General features: G+C 38.7%; 12 protein-coding genes. 6 read left to right on the forward strand and 6 right to left on the reverse strand.

All coding sequences use genetic code 11. The features are described from left to right. The first annotated feature begins 10 nt into the window (after window positions 1–10). The 3 genes from GPA07_RS15760 to GPA07_RS15770 all read left to right on the forward strand — a co-directional run bounded on the left by GPA07_RS15760 (window position 11) and on the right by GPA07_RS15770 (window position 1,326). On the forward strand, window positions 11–589 hold the full coding sequence (locus tag GPA07_RS15760) for a TetR/AcrR family transcriptional regulator (RefSeq protein WP_157293162.1): 579 nt from the start codon (window positions 11–13) through the stop codon (window positions 587–589). A gap of 76 nt (window positions 590–665) precedes the next feature. After that, window positions 666–1,010 (forward strand): DMT family transporter, encoded by a 345-nt coding sequence (locus GPA07_RS15765; RefSeq protein WP_008359264.1) that lies wholly within the window; start codon window positions 666–668, stop codon window positions 1,008–1,010. A gap of 1 nt (window position 1,011) precedes the next feature. Next, window positions 1,012–1,326, forward strand: coding sequence for a DMT family transporter (locus GPA07_RS15770; RefSeq protein WP_008359262.1), 315 nt, complete (start codon window positions 1,012–1,014; stop codon window positions 1,324–1,326). Window positions 1,327–1,379: 53 nt separating this feature from the next. Here the strand turns inward: GPA07_RS15770 and GPA07_RS15775 are convergent, their stop codons facing one another. Genes GPA07_RS15775 through GPA07_RS15785 form a run of 3 tightly spaced genes read right to left on the reverse strand, consistent with a single transcriptional unit; the run spans window position 1,380 to window position 8,472 of the window. Next, window positions 1,380–1,715, reverse strand: a complete 336-nt coding sequence (locus tag GPA07_RS15775) for a hypothetical protein (protein WP_157293164.1) — start codon at window positions 1,713–1,715, stop codon at window positions 1,380–1,382. Then, the gene (locus tag GPA07_RS15780; RefSeq protein ID WP_157293163.1) at window positions 1,708–2,310 is read right to left on the reverse strand and encodes a class D sortase; all 603 of its coding nucleotides are present in this window, start codon (window positions 2,308–2,310) and stop codon (window positions 1,708–1,710) included. The genes GPA07_RS15775 and GPA07_RS15780 overlap by 8 nt, the downstream gene beginning before the upstream one ends. A 21-nt stretch (window positions 2,311–2,331) precedes the next feature. Then, the gene (locus GPA07_RS15785; protein ID WP_157292941.1) at window positions 2,332–8,472 is read right to left on the reverse strand and encodes a SpaA isopeptide-forming pilin-related protein; all 6,141 of its coding nucleotides are present in this window, start codon (window positions 8,470–8,472) and stop codon (window positions 2,332–2,334) included. 672 nt (window positions 8,473–9,144) lie between these two features. Here GPA07_RS15785 and GPA07_RS15790 point away from each other — a divergent pair. Further along, window positions 9,145–10,653: an AcpB/EbpR/MafR family transcriptional regulator gene (locus GPA07_RS15790; RefSeq protein ID WP_157292942.1), complete on the forward strand. Its 1,509-nt coding sequence runs from the start codon at window positions 9,145–9,147 to the stop codon at window positions 10,651–10,653. Window positions 10,654–10,778: 125 nt separating this feature from the next. Here the strand turns inward: GPA07_RS15790 and GPA07_RS15795 are convergent, their stop codons facing one another. The 3 genes from GPA07_RS15795 to GPA07_RS15805 all read right to left on the reverse strand — a co-directional run bounded on the left by GPA07_RS15795 (window position 10,779) and on the right by GPA07_RS15805 (window position 13,534). Next, entirely contained in the window at window positions 10,779–11,060 is a 282-nt protein-coding gene (locus GPA07_RS15795; protein WP_008359250.1) for a hypothetical protein, read from the reverse strand. 505 nt (window positions 11,061–11,565) lie between these two features. Beyond that, window positions 11,566–12,135: a TMEM14 family protein gene (locus tag GPA07_RS15800; RefSeq protein WP_071167893.1), complete on the reverse strand. Its 570-nt coding sequence runs from the start codon at window positions 12,133–12,135 to the stop codon at window positions 11,566–11,568. A gap of 217 nt (window positions 12,136–12,352) precedes the next feature. Then, window positions 12,353–13,534, reverse strand: a complete 1,182-nt coding sequence (locus GPA07_RS15805; RefSeq protein ID WP_008359244.1) for a DUF1835 domain-containing protein — start codon at window positions 13,532–13,534, stop codon at window positions 12,353–12,355. 148 nt (window positions 13,535–13,682) lie between these two features. Here GPA07_RS15805 and GPA07_RS15810 point away from each other — a divergent pair, with 148 nt between their 5' ends. Both GPA07_RS15810 and GPA07_RS15815 read left to right on the forward strand, forming a co-directional pair. Then, a complete protein-coding gene (locus tag GPA07_RS15810; RefSeq protein ID WP_157292943.1) occupies window positions 13,683–14,510 on the forward strand; it encodes a nuclease-related domain-containing protein in 828 nt (275 codons plus the stop codon). A 103-nt stretch (window positions 14,511–14,613) separates the two neighbouring features. Then, window positions 14,614–15,767 (forward strand): IS3 family transposase gene (locus tag GPA07_RS15815; protein ID WP_145939419.1). Its coding sequence is split into 2 segments (ribosomal slippage): window positions 14,614–14,887 and window positions 14,887–15,767, totalling 1,155 coding nucleotides; the frame shifts between segments, so codons are not numbered across the junction. Window positions 15,768–15,782: the final 15 nt, after the last annotated feature.

Consider the following 15,782-nt stretch of genomic DNA (forward strand, 5'->3'; position numbering starts at 1 on the left):
CGGTGATCATATGTCGAAACGAGAAAAAATTATGCTTGCTGCGATTGAGGCGTTTAAAGAAAAAGGAATTGAAAAGACGACCATATCGGATATTGTGAAAACAGCAGGGGTTGCACAAGGAACATTTTACTTATATTTTCCGTCGAAGCTATCTGTTATGCCTGCCATCGCAGAACATCTCATCGCACAGATGGTGCCTGCGATTGAAAAGAAATTGACTCAGCATGCAGATGTACTCGATCAAGCAGATGCGCTTGTTGAATTTATTTTCGCTTTTACAAGACAATACCGTGATGTTCTTGCCCTAACCTACTCAGGTTTAGCTGCCACCGAGCATTTAAAAGAATGGGAAGATATTTATGAACCGATTTACAAATGGGTTGCCGCTTTTTTAGAAAAGGCAAAACAGGACAAAAGAGTACGTGAAAATTTGAATTGTCATTATGCAGCGAAGTTTATTATCGGATTGCTGGAATCTTCAGCTGAACAAATGTATTTATTTACAGAAACAGATACAGATGAGGTCCTCATTCAAAAACGAGAGGTCAAGCAATTTCTCCTTTACGCACTTGGCATAGAGACACCTTAACATAGTACAGCACATGATGCTGTACGCTCTTTTTTGGTTTCAAAATGACGAATCGTCAGTTCTGGGAGGAAAGATGATGAAGAAAAGCTGGATATATGTCGCACTCACTTGTTTATTCGAATTACTTTGGGTGTTTGGTTTAAATAAAGCAGATGCTGTTTGGGAGTGGGCGGTCATTATCTGCCTCATCCCGATTGATTTTTATTTTCTCATGAAGGCCTGTGAAAAGCTGCCGACAGGGACAGTGTACGCTGTGTTCGCTGGAGTTGGGACGATTGGTACGTCTATTATGGATTATGCGCTGTTCGGCGGTTCGTTTTCATTAGAGAAGCTCTTATTTATGGGGATTTTACTCCTCGGGATTATTGGACTAAAAGTGTCTGATAGAAAGGCGCTTGAGCAGAAAGGAGAAGCGGTATAACATGGGCTGGTTTTTTGTGCTATTAGCCTCTGCCTGCGAAATCGGCGGGACCATCGGCTTGAATATGTTTAGTAAGAAAAAACAAATCACAACAGGCATCCTGTTTGTCGGAGGCTTCGCCTTATCCTTTTTGTTTTTATACGCCTCGTTCTCGTCTCTTCAAGTGTCCATCGCCTATACGGTCTGGATTGGACTTGGTACGGCTGGCTCAGTCTTGTTTCATATGATTCTATTTAAAGAATCGAAAAACATCATTCGGATACTTAGTCTACTGCTGATTGTGATTGGCGTGGTTGGGCTGAAATTGTTTGCCTAAATAAATCAACCAAAAAAAGGAAGGGGCATATCCCTTCCTTTTTTACATTTCATTTAATGAGTAAAGTCCTGTTCAACCAAGAGATCTATTGCGTAAAACGACTCGCCTTTCTCATCCAATAAAAAGTACACAATCAAGGGGGAGCCAAGAGATATTGTCTGTTGCTTGAACAAAACACAGGTGAATTTCTCGACACCAAACGGTAGTTTTCTTTTTAATGAAGGGTGCAGAATGGGTGATGCCCGAATGGTATCCACATCAACCACCCAATGTTCACTTTTTAATGTGGGATAATGTTCTATTAACAATTGATGCAGCATGTCAATACTCAACGACTTGTTCCCTTCTTTTTCCTCGCAGCCCGTATCTAATACATTGTACTTATGCATGGGAATTACGCTCATTCTTATGTTCATTTGTTCGTATCCCTTTTAAGACAAAGCGTTTCTTGCCATCGAGTGTACAGGTGATCAATGTCAGTTCATCTTCCCCTTGATCTTTTAATACATCCACGTTCGTCGGCTCAATTGTAGCAGAGCTGACAATTTTATATTTGTATGTTTCCCCTTGATGATGTAAGAGGACGTTTTCCCCTTTAGGCACCTCTGGCAGCTGTCGAAAAAGACGATCTCCTCGAAATCCTCTATGACCTGCAATCGTAAAATTCCCTTTCCCAGGTACTTGATGAGGTTTGATTTGAGTCAGTGCAATGCTTAAATTTTCTGCTGAGGTGACAGGCAGCACTTTTTCGTTTAAATCAATTGAAGGGATCTCAAGCTCCATGACGTCACGCAGGTCTTCCTCTGACACCGTTAAATGTGGAATGGAAGAAAGATCATCACTGTCATTTTCCCCCATCATCTTTAGCGCTCGTTCCATTGCAGCTGTCTCTTGAGATTTTTGCCATTCATATATAAAAGGAACGGAGATGAGCATAAGACCCATGAACACCAAAAGGCCGCCTAATAGGGTTTTTGTTTTCACCAATAGACTCATTCCCTCCTTTTATTGAATGGCTCTTCTTCTGACAACAAGTAAAACAGTTCCAGCAGCTACTAGTAAAATCCCTGCATACATCAAATAGCGTAGCCATTCTTCCCCGGTCTTTGGAAGTTCACCGTTATGAGGCGGATGCTGATCACCTTCATGAGGGCTTGGCGGATTGGAATGATTCTGATCATTCTTCACTGCTGCATTTTTTACGATAATGGTCTTTATATTTAATTGGCCCATTTCAATTGTGAACTTGATTGGCTTCTTTAAAGTCATATAACCGTTTGGTGCTTTCGTTTCTGTGAGTGTATAGTTACCAGGTTTAAGCCCTTTGACGATGACTTCCCCCTCTTTTCCTGTTGTCACAGATTGTATGGTTTTTCCGCCTTTCGATTGAATATCAAAGGTTGCTCCTTTTAAGGTTCTATCTGTTTGACGGTCTACTTTTATGATGCGAAGGCTTCCTAAGATCAACTGATTCTTTGCTGTTAATTGAAGGGGTTTTTTCTGATTCTTCTCAATGGTAAATGGAATGGATGTTCCATTTAATTGATACCCATGAGGTGCTTTTGTTTCAATCAATTGATAATCACCCGGTTTTAGGTCATTGATTCTTATTTTGCCCTCTTGATCCGTGACAAGTGCCCTTTTCAATGTCTTTCCTTCATGAGTAAGAAGATCAAATTCTGCATGTTCTAGCGTGTGTCCTTCTTCATCCACTTTGGTGAGTTCCACCGCACCTGGGCTGAGCTTATTGATCATCTCTACTTTTGCCGGTTTGTCTTGACCTAGTTGAATAGTAAAGGAGATCGGTGTCTGATCCAATTCATAGCCTGCTATGCTTGCTGTCTCGACAAAGTGGTAGGTTCCTGGCTTCAGAGCATCAACTGTCACTTGGCCATTTCGGTCGGTTTTCAGTCCTTTCTTGATTCGCTTGTCATGTCCATCGAACAGATCGAAGGTCACACCAGCTAATCGCTTGCCATCCTCCCCTTTTTTCTGAAGCTTTACAGCACTCGTCATACGGACATTTTCCTTTGTGACTTCGACCTTTTTTTGAGGGTTAAATTCAATCTTAAAGTCAACTGGTTTTGAGTCCAATTGATGGCCGAATGGTGCTTTCGTTTCAATGAATTGATATGATCCTGGGTTCAGATCGTTTACAGTAATGGTGCCATTCTTATCGGTTTTTAAACCTGACATGAGTTCTTTTCCATTTTCATTTAAGAGTGTAAATTCTGCTCCTTCGAGTCTTTCCTTTTCTTCGCCTAATTTCGTCAGTTCTACTGAGCCTTTCTTTAGTTGATTGATTGCTTCAACATGAACCGCTTCTGTTTGGCCTAGTTCAACCTTAAATACAAGTGGTTTTTCACTCAATTCATAGCCTTCCACACTTTTCGTTTCGACAAATTGATAGCTTCCTGGTTTCAGACCCGAGAACTTAATCTGACCCTCTTGATTTGTGATCAGTCCTTCTCCACCTTCAACCATTTTTCCATGTTCATCGAACAAATCAAAGACAACACCTTCTAATGATTTGCCATCTTCTCCTTTTTTCTGTAACGCGACACCGCCTGTTTTCCGGCTATTTTCTTTTGTTACGTTCACCATCTTTTGAGGATTAAATGGAATAGCGAAGGTCACAGGTGTTTCATCACGTTCATGACCAAATGGAGCCTTCGTTTCAACAAATTGATAGGTTCCCGGTTTAAGATCATTGATTGTGATCTTCCCATCTCGATTTGTGATTAGTCCGGTTTCGATCTCTTTTCCATTTGCATCTAAAAGCTTGAACTCTGCACCTTCCAGTACATCATTCTTTTCGCCAAGCTTCGTAAGCTGGACAGAGCCCGTTTTGAGGTCATTGATCACGTTGATCACTGTTGGTGTTTGTTGTGCAAATTCTATGTTAAAAGGATATGGTGTACTCTTGGTTACATAGCCTTCCACACTCTCTGTCTCTACAAGCTGATATTTGCCCGGTTTGAGATTGTCGACAAAAAGTTTTCCATCCTCATCTGTTTCTAAACCCTTCCGAACGACTTCTCCATTCTGATCAAGATCAAGAATGTCAAAACGAACACCTTGCAGCGTCTTGCCATCTTCCCCTTCTTTGATGACTTCTACTGCACTTGTTTGATATAGGTTCTTTTTCGAGACGGTAACCAGCTCTTTTGGATCAAGCGGAACTTCAAATTTAATCGGCGTATCATCCAGTTCATAGCCTTCAGGTGCTTTTGTTTCGATCAATTGATACGTACCTGGCCTTAGATGATCGACCATCACCTTGCCATCTTCTTCTGTCACAAGATGCCCATTCAATTCATGTCCATCATTATCTAAAAGCTTGAATTGTGCACCTGCTAGTCTCTCATTGCCTTCACCGAGTTTGCTCAGTTCTACGGAACCTGTCAGAATCTCATTCATGGCTGTCACAAGTGTTGTTTCCGTTTGATTCTCTTTGATGGTAAACGGCCATTTCTGAGTATTTAGTTGATAGCCTTTCGGCGCTTTTGTTTCAACAAAATAATAGGAACCTGGTTCAAGGTCTTTGAAAAGGATTTCTCCCTTTTCATCCGTTTTCATATTGGTTTGTACCGTATCTCCTGCTTCATTCTTCAGTTCAAATTCCGCATTCTCTAATGCTTCGCCTGTATCTCTATCTTTTTTCGTCAATTTGACATGCTGCTTGATCTCTTGGTTCTGAACGGTCATGACCGTTCCCATTTTCGTTTGATCTCCTGCTTCATATGGCTGATCAATCGTTACCTGTATCGCTTCATCGTTTTTGATATAACCATCAGGTGCTTTCATTTCTGTTACTGTATAGTCGCCATACAATAGACGATCAAACATGAGATTTCCTTCTTCATCTGTCGTCTTGTTGCCGATGACGATTCCACTTGCAGCATCGGTCAAGGAGAAGTTCGCACCTTTTAGCACTTTTCCACTGCTCGCATCTACCTTTTTGATGGTTAACGCACCAACAGATCCCGTTCCATCTCCCATACCAGCCGTACGTTTTACAACAATTGAGGCTTCTGATTCTTTCTTTATTTCTTGAACATTTTCGCCTTTAAAAGTCACTTCGTTTTGTAGTGTACTTCCCACTTTATCTAGAATGAGAGATTGGTATTCCAAAATATACGGTCTGGTGATTTCTTCTTTAAATTGGATTTGAAAAGAATCTGGATTAAGTGCCAGATTTAGCTCATAATCTTTCCCTTTTTCTAACTCATCCTTTTTTGTCACTTGCCCCTTTTCATCTATTGTCGTCGTATAAAGTTGAAAAGAATGTTCTATTAATGCTTGATTATCGCTCGGATGATCGATGATCGTTGCATCTTGTACTGTCGATTGACCAAAGTTGATATTCAGCCTCCAATCAACTACTTTCCCCTGTTGATTCCCTGATTTGCTCGTGTATTTCCCGCCATTTGGGATAGAAACTACCGCATTCACATCAGATTCTTTCGTGTTTCCTTCATAAAGGGTTGCTTTATTTCCATACGTTTTCTCTACTAAAGCCATCCCTTCAAGACTCGTCTTATATGTGATTTTGTATGGTGAATCAATTGCTTTTTTGAAGATGACTTCAAATCCTGTTTCTCCTTTTTCATTTTCAAGGAATTTGATTTCATAATCCTCTTTAGACAGGATCTCTTTCTCTTCCGTACCATTTTCTCCACCATCTAGATCAAGCGAATAAATGGTGATTGAATCTTTGACCAATCGCTGGTTTCCTTGAATGAAATCTTGAACTCTTGCCTCATCTAGATGCTTTAGGTTATAGTTCACACCAATATTCCATGTGATCTCTTTCGTCTTGGCATTATATGATCCATTCTTAAAGCCATTGGATTGCGTATACGTGTCCGGTGTGAAGACAGCATCAGTCTCCTTCGTTAGGTCTTTCCCATCTTCATTGGTCCATTCGAGCTTCACATGATTCCGCAGATTCTTTTGATCTTTATCTGCTCTTTTTTCATAATCAAATGAAGTTGTATACGTGACGGTATGTTCGGTCTTGATTTCTTTTGTCAATTGAATATCAAATCCATTTTCATGCTCGACGATTTGATATTCAATGCCTTCTTCAAGAACTGTATTCCCCGTCATGACTTTCAAACTGTCCTTTTGCAGCGTCAATCCTTCATTTGTGAAAGTATCCTTTAGCGTCAGATTGTTCATCACTTGTTGGTCCTTATTGAACGTGATACTCCAAGGAATGGTTTTGTTCTTGTAGTTCGGTGTTCCATGGTGTTTCGTCAAGATTTGTTGATCAATCCTTTGATTGGCTTGTTTGCTCTCGTCGCCAGCCGTAACGGTATTGACAATCTGTTCAGCCTCAAAAATTCGCTCTGTGGCTTTTGTTTTATACGTAATGAGGTAGGCTGATTGAATATCATGATTGAATTGAAGAACAAATCCGTTTTGATCGCCCTTTTGTTGATCTTGAATGGTGTAATCTTCCTCATCCTTTGTCCCTGCTTCAGCACCATTTTGATCAATGGTGACTTCCTTCACTTGAAATGAATCGGAAATGAGCTCCTGTGTGCCATTAAAAAAGTCGACTAATATAGCATCCTTTTTGGCAATCGCCTTTTCATTGTAGTTATAACGAATTTCCCATGTAATGGTCTGGGTCACTGGATCGTAGTGAGCGGCCCTTTTTTCTAAAGGACTGCCTCTTGTGACATTTACTGTTCCTTCAGCAGCACTGATCACCTTATCACCTGAGACAAGTGATGCTTTATTACGAAACGTAGACTGATCTTGGTCAGTGATGTCAGTCTCATACACTAAACGATAGGCCAGATGCACTTCATCTTTAAATTCGATCACGAAATCTTGACCATCTTCTGTTTGCCCTATTGAGTAGTGACTTTCGTCAATCTGCTGGCCAATTGATGTTTCACCATTCAGCTTTGTATCAATGCGGTAAAGCTTGATCGAATCTTTTTTCAAAGATTGACCGTTTTGAATCGGATCCACTAGCCTGGCTTGCTTGACATCATCTAAGTCCATATTAAAATCTACTGTCCATTGAATGGTTTCAGCATTGTACGATCGATTTGGCTCACCCTTTTTTGAAACGTTTGGACCACTTGGCAGGTAATGGATAGGAATTGTTACGGTATCCTTCCCTTCAATTGGGGTAATGCTGATTTCTTTTTCTTCGGTTATGACTGTTTGTTGATCTAATTTCGTCCAAATTTGGAGTGTTCCATGGATGTTTGAATATTGCTTGATAAAATCAGTGAACTCTATGGAGGCGTTTCCACTTTCATCTACTGAAAAATAACCAATGGTCGTCTGATTAAATTTCATCTCAAGACGATTGATTTTTTCGTAAATCACTAATTCATCTGGAACCTTGAAATGAAATTCATCTCCACCATTGTAGCTATGCCCATTTGGAAGCGCCCACTCATAGTTCATTGAAATAAGCGAGTTTATATCTGGTTTATCGACTGGGTTCCCTTGCTGATCTTCATACTTTAATTGAGCATCCGTGAGAATATTCTCTTTAATCAGCGTTTGTTGAGTAACACTTTGTAATCCTAAGCGCTTAGACACTTGGACTTTATTGAGTAATTCATCCTCCTCGGTTTGTTTTTGCTGCGGTTGAACGTCTTCTTGCACGTTGCTTGTCTGTTCTTCCTCCGTTGTGATTGAGTCACCTGCAGCAGAGGTTTCTTTACTTTGCTTTGTTTTTTCTTTTTGTGCCGCTGTATTCGTTACTTCAATGACCAATGTTTCTTCTAAATTTGGGTCAAGCTCAACGTCTTCTTTCAATACGACGGTCACTTCATTTTGTTTAGAAACGGTATAATCGCCAACATGTATTTGATTGACGATGATCGACTCTTTTTGTTCCTTCTCTACCTGAATCGTTGAAGGAAGAGAGAGTACATACGGATATCCTCTTTTTATTTCGATTCCTTTGATTGACCAATGTACAATGGCTTTACTTATATGCTGATCTTCATGGTCTGATAAAATATTCCCTTCGTCATCAGCAAACTCAATGCTGCGATAAATGTCTTTTGGGAATTCTTCGGCTTGTGCATTTGCCAAAGGAAAGATTCCTAATATACTAGATTGTATAAATAATACAATAATGAGATTTAGTGACAAAATCTTTTTCAATACATTCACCCTTTTCTTCAATCAATTTCAACACAAGTTACATCACGTGACTGGAGACACTCACCCCGCTTATTTATGTAATATCACCCATAAAAAATCACACCTTAAGACCCTATGCATGCAAAGAGAAAAATAATACTTCGTATAAAAAATGCTCAAATGAATGACTCATGCGGCTGGATAGTGGCGTGGAAAATGGGGAATGACGAGAGGAATCGCAGATTGAACAATTGGTACGTATCTGTTATTTTTTGAATGGTCAATATATACATGCTTATATAAGCATGTATTCACATATGGTCCAATCATATGAAAAGTAAGCTTGTCATGAATGGTATGGTGGTAGGACATTGCAGTATCATATAGACAGCATTCCTCTCTGCTTCTTTACATATGTTAATCAAAAACCCTCTACTTTTTATTCTTTTATTTACCGTTTTGACAGCAAAAAAATAGACTAAATTCCTAAAATGCTCCATTTTTTCGATATTTATGAATCAATAAGACCATTTTAAAGGGAAAATTTGGCGAATTAGCTAATAAAATTCGATTTCGTCTAATTTTTTTCTTCTTTATCATGAAAAGAGAAGACAAATCAAAATCACCTAAAGATTACAATCATTTCATGTCTATTCTGATTACCTCATACTTGAGAAAGGAGTTATTTGTTTGATGGAACTCATTGATAATAAATCACGGCGATGGATCAACATTTTAAAGCTGCTTGTATCCCAAAATAAATGGTGGACTCTTCAAGAAATATCGAAGAAGAAAATCGGCTCTGTTCGTGCGATACAAAGTGATTTAGAACAGATGAAATCATTTCAAACAGAGGATGGAGAGCCATTAATTCGAATGAAACCAAGACAAGGCATATCCATTTGTTTTACGCAGACCTTGCGAGTGGATTACTATATAAAGGAGATTCTAAAAGACAATATTGAAATACGTTTGATTGAAGGGATATTTTTCGAACAAAACATGTCTTTTTATGAATGGATGGACGTTCTCAATATCAGCAGATCCACGCTGTATAATACAATCAATAAAATCAATTCTGTGTTAGCCTCCTATGACATTGAGTTACGTCCAGATAGTATGCAGTTCTATGGAAATGAAAAAGAGATACGGCATTTCTTTGTGGAGTTTTTATTTGAAGTGTATGGAAGTAGACTTTGGCCGTTTGATGAGATTCAAAAACAAGATGCAGCTGATCTCTTACAAGAGCTATTTCAGGTGGTTCAAGTGACTGTACCTGATGTCGCCATAGATAAATACTGCCTATGGCTTGGCGTATTTATTCATCGAATCCGCAAGAACTATACGATCAAACGTAATTTTACCTACTCCATGCTTGAAGACAAACAGTCCTCTACAGCTAAAAGCATTTATAGTCAAATCAGAGCTTGGGAGGATCATATTTGTCAAAAGGCGAAGGACATATTTGATATTACACTGGATCATCATGAATTTGTCTTTTTACTGTTGATCGAACCATCGATCGGCCACTTTAAATCAATTGAATCTGTGGAAGAAAAATTGACATTCTTTCAGTCACATGCACCACATCTATATGAAGCCATCCATTCATTTATCAATCAATTGGCATTGATTTATCATACAGACATTGCGAATCGAAAGGTACTAACATTACTTCTTCTCCAATATTACGTGTATTCTAATGAAATTACTGGAAGAGATGGCTTCCTTTTTAAAAAGAAATCGCATTATTTATCTGAGGTAAAAAAGCAGCTGCCCTATTTTTATTCAAGAATCACTCATATCATCCAGCAGTCAAAAACAGATGACATCCTAGCCTCTTTTGTTAAGAACGAACGAGAATTAATTCGTATCATTACATCTAATTGGAGAGGACTTGTTCAATTGGAAATGGAACGAAGAAACATACTGAACATTTTTGTTACTTCAACGCTAGGCTATAATCACAGCTTGTTTATTGCAGATTTAATTAAATTGAGAGTACCTCCTCTGATTCACATTTTCACAAGTCCCGAAAATACTTTAAATGAATCGACCATGGAACAACTTCAAATAGATGTGATTGTGACGGATACAGAGCTCCCTATTCAATTTGGGCGATCTACGCTACTGATCAGCTCTTTTCCAACGAAGAAAGAATTAGACAACTTACACCGAAAAATATCTGACATGACCGACTGAATCATCAGAATTATATGGTATTCATTGGTGTCATTTCGTTATAAAATAGAAAAACTTCATGAAAAAAAGCTGTTGAGCATCTCTCAACAGCCTTTTTCAGGAATATCTGTTTCCTGCTTTCTTCATTAGTGAAGCACGATTTGTTCATTCATCAAATCAATGGCATAAAGTGACTGCTCATGTTCATCTAACAAAAGATATACTTTGAGCGGAGCATCTGTTTGATCTGTCTGCTGCGTGAATAGCACACAAGTGAATTTTTCAATCCCTTCTGGCAGCTTTCTTTTCAGAAAAGGATGAAGAATAGGAGAGATTCGAAGGGTATCAACATCTTTCAGCCAAAGCTCATCTTGTAACGAAGGATAATGGTCAACCAAAAACTGACGAAACACTTCCAATGTACTCAAGGTAGATATCCTCACTTTCTTCTATCTTGACTTCAAACTCACCTAAACACAAACATCATCAACTCATCATATGATCTCGGCACACGTATTTTCGCATACGACTTGAGACACAATACTGTCACGACTATTTTATATATACAAACGTTTACGATGTCTTCTCATTGACTCCATCACGAATCCAGACAATGGACCTATGATCATATTCTTATCTGTTTCCTTTCGTGATGAAACGACAACTTCCTGCTACAATATTCCATTTTTCTTCAAAAAATGAGGGGGATGGGACAAAAAAAAGAACAGCACCTTCCTGTTCTTTCAAAATGGGTAAAGTGCCTATTCAAATATCCTGGCTTCTTGCTTTGAAATGGTGATTTCATCTGGAGGTTGAATATCCCGCATAATTGAAATATCTCTTTCTTATCTATGAAATGTCACCCTTGTCTGATCGATCAGATGCTGTATCGTTTCATTCATTTGTTTCACCTCGACATGTTAAATGATTCTTTTAAGGAAGGACAAAGACGACGATAAAAATGAATATGACGATTACGGTCAAAAGGCCAAAGGCCATTGACATCATATTTGCTTCTTTTGTAAAGCCCTCTAATTCATGCTTTTCAGTAGACCGGTCAATTTTTCTAAAGCGAAAAAGCATGCTTACATTGATAAGAGCTAGAGCAATAATCAATAAAAAAAATAGATATGCAGGTTGTATGTCAAAGAATGGGTTCGTTACATCTTGGAAACTAAATGACTGAAGGAACATCAGACCGCTCAATACCAATCTTGAAATGTTTTCTGATCTCTGTTCTTTCTCCCACTCTTTCCCCAGTTTCTCTTTTTCATAAATGGCTGCCTGCTCGAAAATGGGAATGAAAGACTTCGTTGATCCTTTTTTGATAAAGCCTATAATGCCTTGTATGAGCATTAAAATTCCTAAACAAAAAAAGAAATGTGTAAATCGAATTTCAGAAATTTGAATCAAAATAAAAAAAGTCACGATCATGATGCCAGCTATTAAATTACAGGCGGCTATTTGTTTTCTTCTCATCTTTCTTATTGCGGCTTGCTCCATATCATTCTCCTCTCCATTTCAAAGGTTTCTATTGAACGCTCTAACTGTATTACGTTTTTATCGAATAAATGTTTCAATATTTTCCCTTTCCATCGTGGATTTGGTCTTTAAGCGTCTATTGAGTTCTCTTATCATAAATAAAAATAAGAATGAAATATCCGTGTTCATTCAGCTCAACGAATGCTTAATATAAATGAATGAAGCTTTCCCTGCTGTTTTATATATAATATCTCGTCATTTCACTCGGTATGTACTCGATTTGATACGCAGGGGATAATGCCAGCTTTATGTCTTCTGTTATGCGCTCACCTTCTTCATTGAACCTCTTTTCCATTTCCACTCCATATGGCAGCAAGTCTTCTGTCTCTTCGTCAAACCAGCGACCATATTGTATGGCCCAATACCAGATTTTCGAGAAGAGCGTATCGCTTAGAGGTACTTCATCTCTTTCTAAATGACATTGACAATGTCCACATTGAAAAGGTACACCGCCGTAGGTTCCTTCTATTTTCACAAATGGGTGTTCCTCAAACTCACGACAGCACACCCACTTTTTAAAGTGCTGACCAAACGCTGTCAGTTTAATCGAGTAATAACGCATGGAAATCCGTTTTCCTTTCATATCAAAAACACCCTGATCAATCAACTTCTTTAGCCGATACTCAATAAAATCATCTCCGATATACTGTTCTAAATGACCAATGACTTCTCCAATTAAGCGAGGCGTCTTGATGTACTCCTCTTGGTCTGACTGATGAACTCGCTTGGCCATTTTCACTAAATATGCATCAAATTCATCTTCTGGTACGTTAATCGTTTGTTCATTTCGCCATATCCTTAGGGTATGGTTCTCATGAGCAAATGAAAGCCATTCGTTTTTTAATTTCTCTCTTTCTTCTTTTGTCACTAATTGAATATGATCTTTACTCCCGTACAAAACCTTAAATTTCCCAGGTGTGATTTCCCCGGTATGTCGAATATCCATTCGTCTTGTTTTTGTATTGAAAAGATGATCAAATGCAGTCGTTGTATTGATTAGAGACAATTCAATGTTTTTCTCTTTTAATAAATAGATGGCATATCGTAAGGCTATTTGTTCATGTGCATTGTTGCCTGTCCAGATGAGAATACTCGTACTTCCTTTTATATCTTTTATTTGCTGAAACATTTTGTGCTGATCGGTGACCATATCGTCAAAATCGCCAAATTCATTTGATATCATGTTACGCAGCCACGCTTTACGCTTTTCCTGTCCTTCATGTTCATGCAAATGTAGAAGTGGTCCAATCGAATAAATGTCATTAAAGGCGATGATATCATCTTCTTGATCTAGCTTCATTTCTCGTAATGCTTGTTTTAAACTACCGGCAGCTGCTGCCCCAAATACAATATGTATCATCATTCGTCTCCCTTTATCTTACAGTTTATTTCATCTTCACCTATTCTTGGTTCTTTCGTCAATTCTATTGAGTCAATTTCATTCAAAAGTACGACAACAAGACGATAAAATACATACAGAACAAATTGAGGCAGAATCGAGGAGACACATGTTCCTAGACTTTTTATTTAAGAAGAAAAAAACGACAACACCCGTTGTACAGAAAAACGTCCAGCAAAAAACAACGAATAACAAAAAAGCAGAACGAAAAGGGGCACTTGGGGAATACAAAATCGATATTCAGCTCTCGCAATTGCCAAAGGGTTTTCTTTTTTTGAATGATGTGATGATAGAAAACCCCGCTTCATCAACAGGTTATTCTCAAATCGACCATATCGTCATTTCACCGCATGCCTTGTTCGTGATTGAAACGAAGAACTATCAAGGTACCATTTACGGAGGAAAAAAGCGTAAAAACTGGCTCATAAACGGGAAATTCCCGTTTATGAGTCCACTCGCTCAAAATTATGGACATATCCAAGCCATCAAGCGTTGCGCAAAAGATTTGATCGATACCTCATCAGTCGTTTCTTTGATCTCATTTACGAAGCGCTGTACATTTAAAGTAGATGAAGAATTAAGGAAAGTCACTTCGAATGAGTTAGTCATCTATGATATAGAATTGACCGAATTTATCCAACGAAAAAGTGCAAATATCCGACTACAGAAGCCAGCACCAATATATTCAGAGAGCGATAGAAAGCGTTTGTTTGAATTACTCAGCCAAGGGAATATCACGGATGACAGCTTACGGAAACAGCATGTTGAGCACATTAAGCAAACGTCCTCTGAAAAAAAATCTAAGAATGCCGTTTGCCATGAATGCCAATCTGCTGTATCTGAAAAGGTTCGATCTTACTGTTTGTCCCAATCAAAATTCCAAGGGGAAATTTATTGCTATACTCATCAAAAAACATTTACGAATCAAAAAAGGTAAGGAAACATGGGACTGACCCCATCAGATGAGACAAATAAAAAACACCTTCAAGTTTGAAAATGGATCGTTGTGATCCGAAATAAAACATGGAGGTGTTTTTTCTATGGGGACAAGAGTGAGTTATCCGGTTGAAGTCAAACAGAAGGCTGTAGAAATGAGATTGGCAGGCGTACCTATGAAAGAGATTATGCAAAAATTGAATATCAAGAATAAGACGCAGGTTCAGACATGGGTGAGGTGGCATAAGGCTGGGGATACACACCGGTTTGAACAGCCTGTTGGAAAACAATATACCTATGGAAAGGGTCCTGAGTACTCTTCCGAATTAGAGAGACTTCAGGCAGAAAATCGCTATTTGAGTCAACAGAATGAAGTTTTAAAAAAGTACAACGAATTGGAAAGGAAGTTGATAAGGAAACGTCAATCAAACTGGTAGAAGAATTGTGCGAAACGATGACGATACAGGACACCTGTTTCCATTTAGGTATCTCACGCACTTCGTACTATAGATGGAAAAAGGATCTGACTCAGAATCACTCTAAAAGACAACTAGAGAAACAGGTCGGCACGTTGTGCCGAGAGCACAAGTATCGATATGGTTATCGAAAAATCACCGCCATACTAAAAATGAGCATGCGTATTAACCATAAAACTGTTCAACGTATCATGCAGAAAAACCAGTGGCAGTGCCGAGTTAAAATGAAAAAGCGTAAGAAGAATGGGCAGCCCTATGCCGTGGCTGGTAATATACTGGATCGGAACTTTCAGTCTGATCGCCCTCTTGAAAAACTAGTAACGGACATCACGTATTTGCCTTATGGACAGAAACAATTGTACCTTTCCAGTATATTGGATTTATATAATGGAGAAGTGATTGCTTTTAATATTGGTGATAAGCAGGACACAGACTTTATCTTAAACACACTTAATCAGCTCCCATCACTGCCTGAGAACTGCGTGTTACATAGCGACCAAGGTTCTGTGTATACATCTTACGAGTATCAGAAAGCTGTTCATAAGAAAGGCATTACCATGAGCATGTCCCGTAAAGGGACGCCCGCTGATAATGCCTCCATCGAATCGTTTCATTCCTCACTAAAGTCTGAAACGTTCTATCTTAACAGGATTGATCGAACTACGAACACCATTGTAGAACGCACTGTCAAAGAATACATTTATTATTATAACAACATTCGTATTCAAACGAAACTAAACAACCAATCACCGATAAACTATCGGCAACTGGCTGTTTCGTAAAGGTGTTTTTGATCC

It is taken from the genome of Bacillus sp. ms-22, assembly GCF_009759805.1.
Classification (GTDB): domain Bacteria; phylum Bacillota; class Bacilli; order Bacillales; family Bacillaceae; genus Bacillus; species Bacillus xiamenensis.